The sequence below is a fragment of the Nakamurella sp. genome (assembly GCF_048594475.1).
Taxonomy (GTDB): Bacteria; Actinomycetota; Actinomycetes; order Mycobacteriales; family Nakamurellaceae; genus Nakamurella.
This window is the reverse complement of the sequence record NZ_JBMDXT010000596.1, coordinates 14,934-31,599: the sequence shown is the minus strand read 5'-3', so window position 1 is coordinate 31,599 and position 16,666 is coordinate 14,934. Positions and strand designations below refer to the sequence as shown.

The window sequence follows — 16,666 nt, the reverse complement described above, 5'->3', positions numbered from 1 at the left end:
ACTCCGGGCCGGGCTGGTGGCCAGCCAGCTCGTCGGCCTGGCCATGACCCGCTACGTCTGGCGCCTCCCGCCGATGACCGACCTGCCCGACGACACGGTGGTCACCCTGATCGGACCCACCGTCCAGGGCTACCTCACCGGCCGCCTGCCCCGGTCCCCCGAGACGCGATTGAACCCGGATCGGCCGCCGCGGCGAGATCGGACCGCGTCGGCCTGACGCGGGAGTCGGCGGCCACCGCCGGCCCGCGGACGGTGGATTCGCCGGCCGGGCTCCGGTGCACGCCGGGCGGTGGGCGCGCGTCGAGGATGCATCGAGCGGGACGGGCGGTATCAGGACGCACCGTGCTCGTCCTGCGAGCCGTCGGCGGCGCCCTCGTACCGGAGGCCGAAGCCGAAGGTGAAGAGCGGGTCGGCAGTGTCGAAGGGCGTATCCGACCGGCTGGCCCGCACGGCCGCCATCGACCGGGGCAGGTCGAAGGGCAGCCGTCCCCGCGGACCTGTCGCGCCGAACAGCACGTCGGCCAAGGCCCCGTCCGAGCACCCGAAGTCGATGATCAGGCCGGTCGCCACCGCGCCGATCTCGGTCAGAATCGGGGGCCGGTCGGCGTACACGACAACGATCGTCGGGACGACCTCGGCCAGCGTACGGACCCGGTCGATCGTCTCGGGGTCGAACTCGAGCGAGCCCTCATGGAAGAGCGACTGCAGACCGGGCCCGAGGACCTCGAAGGGGGCCCGGAGTCGGATCACCGCCACGTCGGCGTCCACCGGCCGGTCGACGACCGAGCCGTGGGTCTGCAGCGCTGCCGCCGCCATGCCGTCGCAGTAGATCTTCACGCCGGGGTCCAAGGGCAGGAGGGCCCCGTCCCGGCCGGGCCGGTTGATCAGCAGGGTGAGTGACTCCCGTTGAGCTCGTTCACCGTCGGCGACGAAGGCGGACGAACCGACGATGGTGTCGGCGGCGTCGGGGTCGACCCGGGGACGATCGAACAGCCCGAGTTCGAACTTCTCGCGGAGCAGCCGGCGCACGGAGTCGTCGATGCGCTCCGGGGCGACCCGTCCGCCGGCGAGCAGGTCGAGCACCACATCCGTGCAGGTCTCCCCGCCGAACTGGTCCACGCCCGCGTCGAGCGCCTTGAGCATGCGGTCCGATACCGACAGGTCCTCCACGCCCCACGCCCGGGCCGCCATCGGGGCACCCAGAACGATCTCGTCCGTGAGCAAACCCCAGTCGGAGCAGACGATTCCATCAAAGCCAAGGTCATGACGGAGCAGATCGGTGACGATGCCCTTGTTGAAGCCGAAGGCGACCTCCTCGTACGGTGTGCCGATCGGAACCCCGTAGTAGGGCATCATCTGCCGGGCCCCACCGGCGATCGCGGCGATGAACGGCTCGAGGTGGTACTCGAACCGACCGCCGGGGTAGATCTGCTCCTTTCCGGTGGCGAAGTGGGGGTCGGTTCCGTCCCGCTGGGGACCACCCCCGGGGAAGTGCTTGACGATCGCGGACACCGATGTCCGGCCGAAGCTGCCACCTTGCAGCCCGCGGAGATAGGCCTGGCCCAGGCGGGCGGTCAGGCCGGCGTCCTCGCCGAATGTCATGCCGATGCGGGCCCACCTCGGCTCGGTGGCCAAATCCAGCTGTGGATGCAGGGCCACCCGCAGGCCGACCGCCAGGTACTCCTGGCGGACGACGTCGGCGAACCTTTCGGTCCATTCCGGCGAGACCAGCGCGGCCAGGCCCAGTGATTCGGGCCATTGGGAGAACGGGCCGGCCAGTATCGAGGTCAGGGGGTTGTCGGTGAAAGCGTGTCGAGGGTCGGTCGACAGGGTGACGGGTATCTGCAGGGGGTGTTCGGCGGCGATGTCCTGCAGCGCGTTGTGCCATTCGGCGAAGTCGCGACCGGTCTCGAAGGATCCGATCACGTTGAAGTGAGTCATCCGCCGGGCGCGGATCAGCTCGGCAGTGGAGGGTCCACCGGTGAACGGGTGGGGGGCGGTGGGATCACCGGCCGCGGCCATGGCATGGAAGAGCAGTCCGGCCTTGTCGGCCTCGTCCATCCGGCTCAGCAGGTCCTCGACGCGATTCTCGACCCGGTTCGCCGGATCCTGAAAGGGAAATCGAGCATGCACGGCGGTCATGGTGAGCGAGCTCCTTCGATCTGGTGGTCGACTCCGGCAGGTGCGCGGCGGCGGTTCGATGCGGTGTCGGTGGTGTGGTCGCGGTCAGGTGATCGCGGCGGCGCGCGGAGATGCATTCTTGCCCTTCGAATTCCCGGAGCAAGGCGGGGACCGCGCGAAACAACTCGAGAATTCCCTTCGAGCCGGTCGGCATCGTATGCATTGATGAAGCCGCCCGTCAAGCGATGGCGAGGAATGCGCAGCGAACGCAGGGCGATATGCCTCACATGTCGAAAAGCCGCTGCCGGCAACCATCTGAGCGCCTCGGGCAACTATTTCCCGGCTGGATGGCAGGCATATCGACGTTCTATTTCTGCGCGACCGCGGGCCGTGGTCTGCTATCGCAACGCCCTATTCGATCGTCAGACGAAGGAGTCTTTGTGTCCAGCCCCGAGAAAGAATTCCACCTGCCTCCGACCGCGCCCCTGGACGAGCTTCTCACCGGTGCGGCGAGCGAATCTGTCGCCCGGGTGGGCCAGGCCGGGATCAAGCGTGTCGGTCCCGGATTCATCACCGTCTACGCCCTGGCCTACGTCGCGATGTGGATGGCCCTGCTCGCGCCCGTGATCGTGACGCTGGCGCTGCGCGTCCAGGAGCTGGTCGGGCCGGACGCGGCCCCGGCGAGCCAATCATTGGTGCTGGGGGTCGGCGCCCTGCTGGCGCTCTTCGGCAATCCGTTCTTCGGCCGGCTGTCGGACCGGACCACGTCCCGCCTCGGGATGCGGCGACCGTGGCTCCTGTTCGGCGCGTTCGGTCGTCTGTTGAGCTTGGTGGTCGTGGCCGTCGCGCCGAGCATTCCGGTGCTGCTCCTCGGCTGGTGTGCGGCCCAGCTCTGCTACAACGCCCTGCTCGCGTCGATCACCGCGATCCTGCCGGATCAGGTGCCGTTGGAGCAGCGCGGCGTGGTCTCGGGAATCCTGGGCATGGGCCTCCCGCTCGGCACCGTCCTGGGCGCCTTCGTGGTGCAGGCCGTCGCCGGCAATCTGCTGCTCATGTTCGTCCTGCCTGCGGTCATCACCGTGGTGGCGGTGCTCGTTCTGGTCGTCGTTCTGAAGGACCGCCGGTTGGAGCGATCCGAGCGGCCGACCTACAGTGCGCGGGATTTCGCCTCCAGCTTCTGGGTGAACCCGCGTCGGCACCGGGACTTCGGGTGGGCGTGGCTGAGCCGGTTCCTCCTTTTCATGGGCCTGTCGACGCTCCTGACCTACCAGGCCTTCTACATGCTGAACAAGCTGGGCGAGCCGCCGGCGTCGGTGCCGCAGTTGATCTTCCTGTCCACGCTGGTGCAGTGCGCGATGATGGTCGTGAGCAGCCTGGTGGCCGGCAAGCTCTCGGATCGGATCGGCCGCCGGAAGGTCTTCGTGTTCACCGCGGCCGTGATCTACGGCCTCGGGCTGGCCGTCATCGCCCTCGCCGGTTCGCTGCCACTGTTCCTGGTCGGCATGGCGGTCACCGGCATCGGACAGGGTGCCTACCTGGCCGTCGACCTGGCCCTGGTCACCGACGTGTTGCCCAACAAGGAGACCGACGCGGCCAAGGATCTGGGGGTGTTCAACATCGCCAATGCCCTACCGCAGTCGATTGCCCCGGCGATCGCTCCGCTGTTCCTGGCGATCGGCGGACCGAACAACTACGTGTCCCTGTTCGTCGCCGCGGCCCTGTTCGCCGCGGTCGGCGCGTTCGCGATCTCGCCCGTGCGCAAGGTGCGTTAGCGCCGCGCGCATCTCGCCCTGATGCCGGCCGCCCGGGACCACGTTCCCGGCCGGCCGGCCTCGATCACCTCGCCCGACCCGGGCGCCCGCCCGGGTCCATCGCAGACAGAACGGACGCTCATGCCTCCCCTCGAACCGCCCACCGACCCGGCGGCCCAGCTTCAGTGGCTCGTCGATCGCGCCGCCATCAGCGATCTGCTCGTCGACTTCGCCAGGGCGTTGGACGACCAGGACTGGAACGCCTACGCGGCCAACTACGCCGAGGACGGTGTGCTCGACATCGCGCCCACGATTTCCCATCGGGGCCGGTCCGGTCTGGCCGACTTCGTCGCTGCCAGCCTGGGCCGCTATGCCGGGACACACCACCTCAGCTCCAACCATGCGATCACCATCGACGGCGACCGGGCGACCGCTCGTTCCTACCTCCTGGCGGCGCACGTCTTCGATGCCGAGCAGCCGCACCGGCATGCCGACGGCGCGGGCTGGTACCTGTGCCGGCTCCGGCGGACCGTGCAGGGATGGCGGTTCACCCATGTCACCCTTGAGATTCGGTACGTGGCGGGTGAGCCGCTCCTGCACTGAGCCCGCTCCCACCGCAGCAGCTCACGCGCGGCGGGTCGTCCGTCCTCGACGGTCGGGCGACCCGCGTACCGGGTCCGGGGCAGCCGGCGGTCAGGAAGGGAATCCGGCCGGGTCGTCATCGTTGCTGTCGTCGCCGGTGGTGGGTGTGAGCGGCCCGAGCAGTGTGGCGGCCTCCAGGAAAAGCTGCTGGAGCCAGCGGTGGGCGGGATCGGTCCGCCGGGACGGATGCCACCAGATCGCCTCGATCAGCTCAGGGACCCGGATGGGCAATTCGAGGATGCGCAGGCCGCCGTGGACGGTCCATTGGTCGGCCAGCCGCTTCTGCAGGATCGCCACCCGCCGGGATCCGATCAGCACGGACGGCAGGGCCAGGAAGTTGTCCATGACGACGCCGACATCCCTTGTGATTCCGGCGATGTCGAGATGCTTGTCCGCCGGGGTGTACTGGGTCGGCGCGTCGTAACTGACGATCCAGCCCAGACGGCTCAGATCGTCCACCTGCAGGGTGTCGCCGACCAGCGGGTTGTCGGCGGCGCACAGGACCACCCACCGGTCCCGGTACAGGTCGGCCGACGGCAGGTCGGCGATGAAACCGCGGGGCATGACCATCAGGTCGATCCCTCGCAGCGTGGCGGCGGCGTCGTCCACGGTCGCCCGGTCGGTGGGCCTGATCCGCAGCCGGACGCGCGGGGCCCGCTGCTCGAGCAGGGCGAACAACGGCCGACCGAGCACGCTGACCGCGTAATCGGACATCACGACGGTGAACTCGCGCTCGGAGGTGCCGGCGCTGAAGACCGGGCGGGCGGCGAAGGTCGATTCCACGTACCGCAGCGCGACCTCGGTCTGGTCCAGGAGCGAGGCCGCCAGCGGGGTGAGGTTGTAACGCTGGCCGTCCCGCATCAGCAGATCGTCACCGAAATGGCGTCGCAGTCGGCCCAGGGCCGCGCTCATGGCGGGCTGGCTCAGCCCGATGGCCTCGCCGGCGCGCGTGACGTTGCGCTCCCGCAGCAGGGCGTGCAGCGCCACCAACAGGTTCAGGTCGATGCTGGGCAGATCCATCACGCAGTGCCCTCCTTGGCCCGTCGTCGTTCGATCTTCTCCGGTTCCGACGCCGGTCACCCGTCGAGCAGGCGGCCCGCCGCCGGTCAGTGGCTGGCGTTGAGCGGCCCGGTGACCCGACGCAGGCCCGTCGCGGTGACGACGGCCATGGCGGCCGCGGCGATGCCGAGGACGCCCAGCGCCGGCTGCAGGCCGCCCACGCCGGCGGCGATGACCGAGAGCAGGATCGGGGAGACGAATTGCCCGATGAACAGGCACCCGGTCCAGAGCCCGGTGCCGCGACCGCGCTGCTCGAAGTGCAGGCGGTTGACCGCCCACGTCAGCAGCGTGGGCAGTAACAGGCCGGTGCCGAACCCGGTCAGCACGGCGCCGATCGAGACCACCGGCACGCCGGTGCCGGCGAACACGATGATCAGGCCAAGGGCGGCCAGAGCGAACTCGACGGGCAGCAGGACCCGGATGGTCCGGCCGGACAACCGCCCGAACAGACCCGAGCCGACCGCGGTCGCCAGGGACATGACCGCGCTGATGGCGCCGATGGTCCCGGTGGGGGTCACGCCGATTCCGGTCAGCACGAAGGACAGTTGGACGATGAGCGCGTAGAACACGATGCCGCCGAACAGCGTGACCAGGCACGGGACGAGCAGCCGGCGCCACGGCAGTGGCTCGAGGTGACGGCGCGGCAGGGCGCCGGACCGGTTCCGCGAGGGCTGCCACAGCAGCGTAGCGATGGGCAGCACGAGGATCGCGGCGACCAGGTACAGCCAGAACGGGGTGCGCCAGCCGGTGGAACCCAGGGCACCGCCGACGGCCAGGAAGACGGTCGCGGCCAGAGCGGCGACGAGGGTCTGCAGGCCGAGGTAGCGGGCGCGTCGGGCGCCGGTCCAGTAGTCGCCGATCATCGTGGTGCAGCACGTCATGATCGCGGCTTCGCACAGTCCGAGCAGCATCCGGCTGCCGACGATGGCGCCGAGTGACGTGAGGTAGAGCGGTGCCGTCCCGACCACGGCGTACACGACCATGGCGGCCAGCAGGACCCGTTTGCGGTCGATCCGGTCGACGATGAACCCGGCGAACGGCGCGGTCAGTCCGATGATCAGGGACGGCACCGTGAGGACGACCGGCACGAGCAGTTCGGCGCCCGGCACGTCGGCGAACTCCTGAGCCATCTGCGGCAGGACCGGTGCGAGCAGCACCGCGCCGAGCACCGACAGACAGCTGGCGGCCAGCAGCACGATCAGCTGGGGTGCTCCCGCCCGGCGTCCGGTCGGGTTCGGCGCGGTGGCCGCGGTCAGTGGGTGCGCGGCGGGGGATTCGGCCATCATTCACACCTTTGGTTCGTCGTTGGGCCAATGGCGCCGCAGGCCGGATGTTCCTGCGGGTGTCGCGAAGTCGAACGGGGCGATCCCGGGGTCAGGTCGCGGCGGTGGCGCCCGGCAGAACGACGGACCAGCCGCCGTCGACCACCAGATTGGCCCCGGTCATGTAGGAGGATTCGTCGCCGGCCAGGAACAGGGCGCACCGGGCGATGTCCTCGGGGGTTCCGATCCGGCCGAGCGGGATGTGATCACGGATCCCGTACATCGGATGGCGTCGATCGCCGAAGATGTCGTTCGCGGTGGCGGGGGAGAGCACCATGCCCGGGCTGATGCAGTTGACCCGGATGCCGAACGCGGCTCCCTCGGCGGCGAGCTGCCGGGTCATCGCGATGACACCGCCCTTCGTCGCGGAGTGGGCGGAACGCATCAGGGTCAGTGAGCCGGTCAGCCCGGCCGTGGAGCCGACGAGGATCACCGAGCCGCCACCGCGCTGCAGGTGGGGCCAGGCGTGCTTGGTCGCCAGGAACACGACATCGAGTTCGTTGCGCAGGGTGAAGAGCCAGTCCTGGTAGGTCTGGTCCTGGATGCGGGCGAAGCGGGTCGCACCGGCGTTGTTGTAAAGGATGTCGATGCGGCCATGCCGGGCGGCCGTTTCGTCGATCCACCCGCGGACGGCGTCCTCGTCGGTCAGGTCGACCGGCGCAGTGCTGTCCATCCTCCCGCCGTCACGGCGGACGAGCTCGGCGGTTTCACTCGCGCCGGCGGCCTTGAGGTCACAGCCGACGACGGTGGCACCCTCGGCGGCGAACAGACGGGCCGCGGCCCGCCCCTGGCCTCCGCCGGTACCGGTGATCACGGCGACCTTCCCCGCCAGCCGGCCGGACGGGCTCGGCGTGGTCATGCCGGTCGCGCCAGCAGCCCGTAGATCCGCTGCATCAGTCCGGGCACGTCGGCGTTGCGGTCGCGGTGCAGGAGCCAGGTCGCCAGTTGCATCGACGCGTCCACGACCGCGGACGCACGAGGGATCCGCCGGGCCACGAAGCTGTCGAACAGGCTCTGATTCACACGATCCCGGGTGATCAGCAGTTCGGCGAGCACGGCGGCGTCCTCCATGGCCATGGCGGCGCCGAGAGCCAGGGTCGGCGGGCAGACATGGGCGGCGTCCCCGATGAGCACGGCCCGGCCCCGGTTCCACGGTCCGTCGATGAGCATGTGCTCGAACACCGTGTAGTTGATCCGATCCGGGTCGGTGATGTCCTCCCGGATCTGTTCCCAGGGGCCCTTGTACGGTGCCGCGAGCCGCCGCATCTCGGCCACCGTGCGTTCGGCGTCGTCATCGGAGCGGTCCTGGGCCGGCTCGACCAGATAGGCGTAGAGGGTGTCGGGCCCGGTGGGCGTGTAGCCCGCGATGTAGCACGGTCCGTCGTAGGTGATCTCGCTGTGCGTGACCGACGCCGGCCGGCGGGCGTGTACCCGCCAGATGCCCATACCGACCGCGGTGGGCGCATCCGGAATTCCCAGGGCGGTCCGGATCGCGGACCTGACGCCATCCGCGCCGACGAGCAGGTCGTACCGTCCGCGGTCGCCGTCGGAGAAGACGACGTCGACTCCCGCTTCGTCCTGACTGAACGAGTCGACCGTGACCCCCAGGCGCACCTTCGCGCCGGCGTCGACGGCGGCGCCGGCCAGCAGCTCGGCCAACTTGGGGCGGTAGGCCCCCATGGTGGTCGGAGTGGGGTTGGTGGTGACGGCCCCGCCGTCGACCGACCGGATGGTGAGTTCGGAGAACCGATCACCGAACTGTCGCAGCGCGGTGAGCACCCCGACCTGATCCAGGACCTGCAGGGCGGCGCCCTGCAGCGTGATGCCCGACCCCAGCGCGCTGAAATTCGGATTGCGTTCGACGATCTCGACGGCCACATCGGCTCTCGCCAATAAGGTTGCCAGTGTGCAACCGGCCGGGCCGCCGCCCACGATGAGAACGGTGCGCACGCTGGTCATCAATGACTCCCGATTGTGGTCCGAGGGTATGGAGCGGGCGACCACGAAAGGCGGGTGCCCGGCTGAAATCCGCGGCAGGTGCGCGGTGATGGAGAAACCAAACCATGACGCCGCCGAACCCGGAAATCGGTTGTCCGTATGGCCGCCATCCACCCGATGGATGGGGTGGCGCCACCATCGACGGATGCGATGACCGACCGACAGGCGCGCCATTCACGGCACGGATGCCCGGCATATCAACGACGAATTTCCGATCATGATGGCGCCGACCTACCGTCATGGATCGGTCCACATCGAAAGGTTCCTCGTGATTCACGGCGCCGCGTATCGCAGGGCCGGGTGAACCGCACCACCGGCCGACATGGCCGGCCGCCGGGCGGACACCGCGGTCGCAGTCCCGTCCGCTGTTCGCCCGCCCCGTTGACGGGAATCCCGGAGTCCACCCCTTCGCCCCGACTCACAGCCCACTCATCGAGGAGCACCATGTCCGAACGACTGATCACCCGTGTGCGACCCGTCGACCTGGCCGCGTCCGACGACGGCCAGGGTGCGTCATGACGAGCTCGGACCTGACCGGCAAGGTCATTGCGATCACGGGAGCCGCCCAGGGTCAGGGCGCCGCCCAGGCCGCGGGCGCCCGGGCCGCGGGCGCGACGGTCATTGCCCTGGACCGGCGTCCTGCCCCGGGTGTCCGCGTGCATGACGTGACCAGCGAGACGGACTGGGCCGGCCTGGCTAGGGACATCGCAATCGAGCACGGCACGGTTCACGGACTGGTCAACAACGCCGGCATCACGCACCGCTCCCGGCTGCTCGAGTTGCGGGTCGCCGACCTCGACCGGGTCATGGCGGTCAATCTGACGGGAGCGCTGCTGGGCATCCAGGCCCTCACCCCGTTGATGACCACCGGCGGCAGCATCGTGAACATCGGCTCGGTGGCCGCACTCACTGCGCACTACCCCCTCGCCTACACCGCGAGCAAGTGGGCATTGCGGGGCCTGGCCCAGGTCGCCGCGATGGAGCTGGGTGGACGCGGCATTCGGGTCAACACGATTCATCCCGGGTTCATCGAGACCGAGATGACCGCCGCCGCGCCCGTCGCGTTCCGGGAGGCCACCGTCGCGCAGACCGCGTTGAACCGCTCCGGTCACCCCGCCGAGGTCGCCCCGCTCGTCACCTTCCTCCTGTCCGACGCCGCCGGCTTCATCACGGGCGCCGAGATCCCGGTCGACGGAGGCCAAACCGGTCACCGCGGCGCGAAGTCGATCTCGGACGCGCTGATGTCGAGCGGGCAGTTGCCCAGCCCCATCGCCACGACCGAAGACCGATGACGTTCGGGTCCGTCTGCGGCGACCATGTCTGGAACCTGGCCGTGGTAGCCACGTTGGACAACGGCGGCCTGATCGCTCAGGACGATGACGTCGCCGGGCGACGCCGGTCCGCCGGGGAGAAGTACGCCAGGAGCCGTCCGGTACCTGCTCGATGCCGAACGAATGCACAGCGTTGACCACCCCCGGGCGGCTCGATCGTTCAGGGGGAAGGTGTCGACGGGTTCACGGGGCAGATGCTGGATCCGGGCTGACCCGGGAACTGGCCCGTTGCTCGCGGTCGGCGGCACCCCGGTGCCCGCCGTGGAGTCGCCACGCTGATGGTCGACCAGCCGGGATCCGGCAGAGCGCGGCGGCTCGACTGCCTCCCGGCCGTGGTCGAGGCCAGACGCTCCGGCGGTGCCTGCCGGCGTCTCCGGACCCGCCGGGAGATTGCGACGTCTCCGCACTGGACGGCGCGTCGCGCGGGTCACGGTGGATGGCCCGATGCGCCGATCGGCTGGGCCGTCGGAAAGTGCCGGCTGGAGCGAGGACATGTGTCGTGGCTCAGTGTGCGGATCGTCGCCAGCGAGACGCATTCGGTGTCCGAGGGGGGACTTGAACCCCACCATCGGGCCGATCGGCCATCGTCGAGGTGCCCTTGACCTGGTGAAACGTCTGGAACGACGTGGTCTGATCTGGGTCGCGGCCCGGCCTGTTGGCCCATCATGGGCCACGGCTGGACGTTGCCACTCCGGCCTCTCGTAACCCTCAAACGGAAGTCGATGATATCGCCTCCACCGGGGCTGATGATCGGTGGAGACGACCCCGGTGACGGTGACCGGCGGGTGGCCTCCGTGGATGCGATTCGTCGACTGATGGCCGACGGCAAAGCCGACCAGCGAGTCCCGGGTGCGAAACTGGCCGCTGCTGGCCGGCAGTGCTCGATGACGAGCGGGTGTTCATCGGCGATCCGGGCGACACCGATCGGAGTAGGACTCAATCTACTGACTGGAGGCCCGAGGATGCGGACCACACGGCAACTGAGCATCACTCTCCCCAACGACATGGCCGACGCCCTTCGCGAACGCGTCGCCTCGGGCGCCTACGCAAGCGAGAGCGAGGTCGTCCGCGACGGACTGAGAGCCCTGTTCGCCCAGGAGAAGGCCGTCGAGTCGTGGCTGCGCACCGAGGTCGCCGAAGCCTACGACGAACTCCGCACGGACCCATCCCGGGCCATCAGCGCCGACGAGATGCGCAAGCGTGACGACGGCCATGGGAAGCTGCCCATGAGCGAAAGGTTCCGTGGCCGCCGGTGGGCAGATCCCAATGTCCCTTGTACAGCGAATAGCTGCCCATCACGCCCGGTACTCCAACGACAATCCATGGTGATCCGCCGGGTAATCCACTCGCCCTCGGCGGAACGGCGCTCCGCGGAAACCGCCGACCGATACGCGCTTCGACAAGCAGCCCGGCGTACCGGGCCTTCCTGCCTGATCGGGCTTCGAAGAAGCAGTGCAGGTCGGCCTCGCGGATTCGAGCACGCGTATTGAGCCCGTCCTCCTGATCCGCCGAGCACCTGTAGGACTCGGTGTAGGTAGCCCGTCGCCGCCGAGGTCCGCACGTGGGCGATCCCGCTCATCGCCACGGTCTTTTCGACGCGCTCGGCGCCGAGCCTCCGGCATGCAAGTGGCGAGGGTGCGCAGGACTGTTTCGGTCGGCCTCGCCCTGGACGAGGACGACGGTGGGCGGAGCACCTATTCATCGGAAGCATCGGGCGGTCGCGGAACGGTGCATGGAACCTGATCAGACTCCGGCCGGCGGCGCCTGAACCCGAGAGGACGCCGAGACTGCTCTCGGCGTCGCTCATCTCGTGCGCTGTGCCAGGACTCGAACCCCAACTGAACTCGACGACCACAACCGGACTCTGTTGACAGCGACCGGAAAAGACCGCCTCGCTACTCCCCATACCTATGGACGGCACAACCCATTCACTGTATCCCGTAATGAACCGGCCCACAAGGAATCGACAAGACTCACCGGATCTGCCCGCGAAACGCTCTCCGTGCCTCACGTAGGAATGCCCGCGTGGCGGTGACCGTGCTGGGGCATGGAGAGTGGGTTGTCGATGGCGTCTCGGGCCGAGATCACCACCAGGTACGCCAGGGCGTTCAAGGCCGCGGATCGGCGGACCAAGGGGCGGATCCTGGACGAGGTGGTGTCGGTGACGGGCTGGTCGCGGGACAACGCCCGCCGCCGGCTGGCCCGGGCTGCGCAGAGCCCACAGGGCGCCGGGCGGGCTGTCGCGACCCGGCCGCGTCAGCCGCGGGCGAACAAGTTCTCCTACGACTCGTTGAAGGTCCTGCAGCGGGTCTGGGCGGCCTCGGGCGGGCAGTGCGGCAAGTACCTCGCGGCGTCGATGGCCACGCAGCTGGACGGGTTGGAACGGCACGGCGAGCTGGTCCAGGGCGCCGGCCGGTACAGCGCACAGGTGCGGGCCGAGCTGCTGGCGATGTCGCCGGCGACGATTGACCGCTACCTGCGGACCGCCAAGGCCACCGACCGGATCCGCGGTGTTGCGACCACGAAACCGTCGCCGCTGCTGCGGTCCTCGATCACGATCCGCAAGGCCGGCGACGAGGTGGAGGCCGAGCCCGGCTTCTTCGAGGGCGACACGGTCGCGCACTGCGGCCCGACCCTGCGCGGTGAGTTCGCCCGCTCGGTGAACCTGACCTGTGTGCACACCGGGTGGGTGTTCACCCGCTCGACGCGCAACAACGCGCACGCCCACATCCTGGCGGCGTTGCAGGCCGCGGTGCAGGAGATCCCCTTTGCGGTCACCGGTCTGGACTTCGACAACGGCAGCGAGTTCCTGAACCGGGCGGTCATCAAGTGGGCCGCGGAACGGGACATCTACTTCACCCGGTCCCGGCCGTACAAGAAGAACGACCAGGCCACGATCGAGTCCAAGAACAACCACCTGGTTCGCCGGTACGCGTTCTACTACCGGTACGACACCGACGAGGAGCGGCACGCGTTGAACCGGCTCTGGCGGCTTATCAACGACCGGCTCAACTACCTGACCCCGACGATCAAGCCGGTCGGCTGGGGCCAGGACAAGGCCGGTCGCCGCAAACGCCTATACGACAAGCCGCGGACCCCGCTTGAGCGGCTGCTGGCCGCCGGCACGCTGTCGCCGGCCCAACAACAGGAGTTGATCGCCTACCGCGACGGGCTCAACCCGGCTGCCCTCGCCCGCGAGATCGCCGACATCCAGGCCGTGCTCCTTGGCCTGGCCAAGGACAAGACCGAGCAGCTCTACCTCGCGACCGTCCCGAAAGCCCTACCCGATGTGCGCAAGGGCGTCCGGATCAAGGCCGGCTGACCCGCTGCTTCGCGGGCATTCCTCCGTGAGGCATGGGTCGTCCTTCGCGGGCATCTTGACGTGAGGCATCACGGGAATCTGGACCGGTCGACCGGTCAATTGTCTACAGGTCCGGGCCGGTTGCCGCGGAACTTCACGAACGACTTCAGCGGTCCGGCCGCGGTGATCGGCGTGCTCGCCCCGCTGACCAGGTTGTCCTCGACCGCCCACATCCGGGTCAGGTTTGCCTGACCGGCGCCGCGGGCCTGGAACAGGTTCAGCGTGATCCCACCGGGGAAGCCATCGACCACATTGTCCCGGACGGTCATCGCCCGGCCGATGAAGCCGTAGATGCGAATTCCGTCGCTGGCGATAGGATCTCCCTCGCAGAGATTGGTGAACCTGACGTCATTCTCCGTCAGCCGGAGCCGGTCCACGTTTCCGACGAAGATCGCGTGCCGGGCCCGCGCCCCCTCTGCGGGCACCAGCACCGCGATCGTGTTACCGCGGATGGCGACCCGTCCGGTGACGTCGGCCGGGCCGGTCCGGGGCTGACCGCGGTGGCTCGTCCCGATGTGGATCCCCTGGATCGCGGCCGCGATGACGTTGTTCTCGATACGCACGTCCCCGACGGTCTGCCCGGCGACGACCACCGCCTGTGACATGACGGCGGTGCGGCGCGCGATGATCCGGTCGGTGACGAACGATGCGATCGGTGCAGCGGGCGCGCCCGCGTGGCCGGCGAAGACCGACCGCAATACCTTGTCCAGCGCCTTCTGGAAGTGCTTCATGGTGTCGTACGACTGGGCGATCGACGCCGCCCAAGCCGCCCGCACCGCCGGCGGGCTGCCGAAAGCCATGGCTTGCTTGCCGACCGTGACCCCGACCCGTGGACCGGGACCGCCAGCGCGCGCGTTGCCGAGGCCGGACACCAGCAGCCGGCGGGCCTGGATGCGCTCGAGTGCGGTGGCCGTCGTGACGGCGCCGCCGATGTCCGTCGGTGCCAGCGGCATCACCCGGAACCGGCAGTCCGCGACGACCGTGTCGAAACTGTCGACGGCGACCACGCCCGACTGCCGGTTGCCCACCGCGAAGTCCGTCGACGTCACCCGAAGCGTGCCGCCGCTGACCTGCAGGCACGCGCTCTGCTTGGCCGGCGCCGCGCCGATCGTCAGCCGGCAGTTCCGGACGACGACGTCGCCACACCGGTCGGCGGTCACCGCGCCGCCGAAGGAGTTCGCCGGGGCCGTGACGGCCAGCGAGTCGAGAACCACGCCGGCGCAGGTGCTGAAGTGCAGCACCGCCTCATTCCCCGTGCCGGCGAGCACGCTGCCCGCGCCGAGGCCGCGCAGCACCAGGTTTCCCTTGCCGGTGACCGTGACGGGGCTCGGGGTCGGATAGCTCCCCACCGGGAAGCAGATCAGGCCGGACGCGCCGGCGGGGATCTTGCCGAACACCGCCTCCCATCCCGGGCCCGGCACGGCGGTCACGGTGCAGCAGCCGTCGCCGCTGCCGCGGCAGAGCTGGTCGATCGCCTCCTGCACCGTCGTCACGCCGGCGAAGGCACAGGCGGTCGGATCGATCGACACGTCGGCCGCGGCGATCGCGGTCAACGGCGGGAACAGCGTGCGGCAGTCCCGCAGGTTCGCCGGCCCGGTCAGGAACGCCGCGTTGTCGGCGTCGACGATCGCCAGCCCGGTGGTGTGGTGGACGATGCCCTGCGGACCCAGTGCGAGCGGGGAGCCGGTGTCGTCACGCGGCCAGTCGATCGTCCCGCCGCCGGCGCTGTTGGCCGTGCGGGCCGGGATCATCCAGTAGTCGCCGGGACGGAGCGCGCCCGCACCGAGGATCACCTGGACCCCCCGTTCCAGGGTTTGCGGCGCCGCCGGCGCCGCCGGGTCGACGGTGATCACGCCGTCCCACCGGCGAGCCCGCGGATGGCGGTCCGGCCGGGCCAGGGTGGGCGCGGAGACCAGCGTGACGGTGCGCAGGTCCGCGTCGGGGGTGCCGGCGACGGCGATCAGGTCGCTCGGCAGCTGCTCGAGTTCCAAGTGGTCATCGGTGATCTCGACGTACGACGCGCCGGTGAAGCCGCGCTCCCGGTCGGGGCCCAGGTCGTCCAGCAGGAGCGTCGACCCGAGGGACAGCACCCGGCCGGCCATGCTCGCGTTGTCCCGTTGCCACTTCAGCACGACCTCGGTCGCGCTGACGCTGTGTACCTCGACCCGGTACAGCTGGTTCTCCAAGCCCCGGTAGCCGGCCTCGTCGGGCAGCTCGCACGGCGCGTCGGCGGGGGGCCCGGGGACGGTGGACGCCGCCAGCGTCGCCCGGGCGGGCGGCCCCGCGGCGCCGCACCGGCCCCCCCCGGCCGGACCGGCGGCGGCCAGCCGCACCGGCCAGACGGTGCGGACCCGGGTGGACGACTCGGCGTCGCCGAGCGCCACTTCGCGGATGGCCGGATCCTCCACGGGGGTCAGGTGGCGGTGCCAGACGTCGAGTTCCACCCGGTAGGCGCCCGCCGACACCCGGTCCGGGTCGAGCGCCGCGAACGGGTCGAAGGGCAGCCGGTCCGCCTGGTGGCGCAGCGAGGTCACCGGAACCACTCCGAGCCGGCCACCGGCGACCGCGTCGGCCGGCGTGCCGCCCAGGGTAAGCCGGCGCCCGGTGACCGCGGTGATCTGGGTCCGGGTGGTGGTCGAGGTGATGACGTCGACCCATTGGCCGGCCGCGAACGGCACCCCGCCGGCCGTCGCCGAGTCGACGTCGACGGTGCCGCCGGCACCCGTGGAGACGACCGTGGCACCGACGGCGGGCGGGCGGTTCTCGCAGAGGATCCCGTCGACGTAGATCCGGCCAGGTTCGATCAGCAGGTCGGCACCGTCCGGCGGCACGCTCACCGCGAACCCGCCCGACACCTTCGGCACACCGCTCGGACCGACCACGTCGGCGGCGGTGCTCTGGACCCGGTACCGGGTTATCTCGGCCTGCTCGTTCACGGCGCTGTCGACCAGCACCTGACCCTGCCCAACAACGACCGCGGCATAACGGTTCTCGGGCCGGAAGGTGTAGGCGGAGACGTCAGCCTTCATCGTGGACTCCAAACGTCGCCGGCCGGCGCTGGGTGGGCGGGGTGCTGGGGTG

Annotated in this window: 10 protein-coding genes and 2 pseudogenes; 6 read left to right on the top strand and 6 right to left on the bottom strand. The window is 69.8% G+C overall.

Going from position 1 to position 16,666, the window contains the following annotated elements:
- Positions 1-217 (top strand): annotated as a pseudogene (locus tag ACOJUF_RS26395) (hypothetical protein); the annotation flags it as partial.
- A gap of 113 nt (positions 218-330) precedes the next feature.
- On the opposite strand, the gene ACOJUF_RS26390 reads toward ACOJUF_RS26395, so the two are convergent.
- Positions 331-2,142 (bottom strand): glycoside hydrolase family 3 protein, encoded by a 1,812-nt coding sequence (locus ACOJUF_RS26390; protein ID WP_420124774.1) that lies wholly within the window; start codon positions 2,140-2,142, stop codon positions 331-333.
- A 419-nt stretch (positions 2,143-2,561) separates the two neighbouring features.
- Between ACOJUF_RS26390 and ACOJUF_RS26385 the strand changes: the two genes are divergently transcribed.
- Both ACOJUF_RS26385 and ACOJUF_RS26380 read left to right on the top strand, forming a co-directional pair.
- Complete coding sequence (locus ACOJUF_RS26385) at positions 2,562-3,893, top strand: MFS transporter (RefSeq protein ID WP_420124773.1); 1,332 nt, start codon at positions 2,562-2,564, stop codon at positions 3,891-3,893.
- A gap of 120 nt (positions 3,894-4,013) precedes the next feature.
- Positions 4,014-4,475 carry a nuclear transport factor 2 family protein gene (locus ACOJUF_RS26380; protein ID WP_420124772.1) on the top strand — a complete coding sequence of 154 codons (462 nt, stop codon included), beginning with the start codon at positions 4,014-4,016 and terminating at the stop codon, positions 4,473-4,475.
- Positions 4,476-4,565: 90 nt separating this feature from the next.
- On the opposite strand, the gene ACOJUF_RS26375 is transcribed toward ACOJUF_RS26380, so the two are convergent.
- The 4 genes from ACOJUF_RS26375 to ACOJUF_RS26360 form a co-directional block, all read right to left on the bottom strand.
- Complete coding sequence (locus ACOJUF_RS26375; protein WP_420124771.1) at positions 4,566-5,534, bottom strand: LysR family transcriptional regulator; 969 nt, start codon at positions 5,532-5,534, stop codon at positions 4,566-4,568.
- An 86-nt stretch (positions 5,535-5,620) separates the two neighbouring features.
- Positions 5,621-6,859, bottom strand: coding sequence for an MFS transporter (locus tag ACOJUF_RS26370; protein ID WP_420124770.1), 1,239 nt, complete (start codon positions 6,857-6,859; stop codon positions 5,621-5,623).
- Between the two features lie 88 nt (positions 6,860-6,947).
- Positions 6,948-7,754, bottom strand: coding sequence for an SDR family NAD(P)-dependent oxidoreductase (locus ACOJUF_RS26365; protein WP_420124769.1), 807 nt, complete (start codon positions 7,752-7,754; stop codon positions 6,948-6,950).
- Positions 7,751-8,854: an FAD-dependent monooxygenase gene (locus tag ACOJUF_RS26360; RefSeq protein ID WP_420124768.1), complete on the bottom strand. Its 1,104-nt coding sequence runs from the start codon at positions 8,852-8,854 to the stop codon at positions 7,751-7,753. The genes ACOJUF_RS26365 and ACOJUF_RS26360 overlap by 4 nt, the downstream gene beginning before the upstream one ends.
- Before the next feature lie 554 nt (positions 8,855-9,408).
- Here ACOJUF_RS26360 and ACOJUF_RS26355 point away from each other — a divergent pair.
- The 3 genes and pseudogenes from ACOJUF_RS26355 (at position 9,409) to ACOJUF_RS26345 (ending at position 13,546) form a co-directional block, all read left to right on the top strand.
- Entirely contained in the window at positions 9,409-10,185 is a 777-nt protein-coding gene (locus ACOJUF_RS26355) for an SDR family NAD(P)-dependent oxidoreductase (protein WP_420124767.1), read from the top strand.
- 1,001 nt (positions 10,186-11,186) lie between these two features.
- Positions 11,187-11,426: pseudogene (locus ACOJUF_RS26350) on the top strand (ribbon-helix-helix domain-containing protein); the annotation flags it as partial.
- Between the two features lie 863 nt (positions 11,427-12,289).
- A complete protein-coding gene (locus ACOJUF_RS26345; RefSeq protein ID WP_420124766.1) occupies positions 12,290-13,546 on the top strand; it encodes a DDE-type integrase/transposase/recombinase in 1,257 nt (418 codons plus the stop codon).
- Positions 13,547-13,641: 95 nt separating this feature from the next.
- On the opposite strand, the gene ACOJUF_RS26340 is transcribed toward ACOJUF_RS26345, so the two are convergent.
- On the bottom strand, positions 13,642-16,614 hold the full coding sequence (locus ACOJUF_RS26340; protein ID WP_420124765.1) for a DUF6519 domain-containing protein: 2,973 nt from the start codon (positions 16,612-16,614) through the stop codon (positions 13,642-13,644).
- Positions 16,615-16,666: the final 52 nt, after the last annotated feature.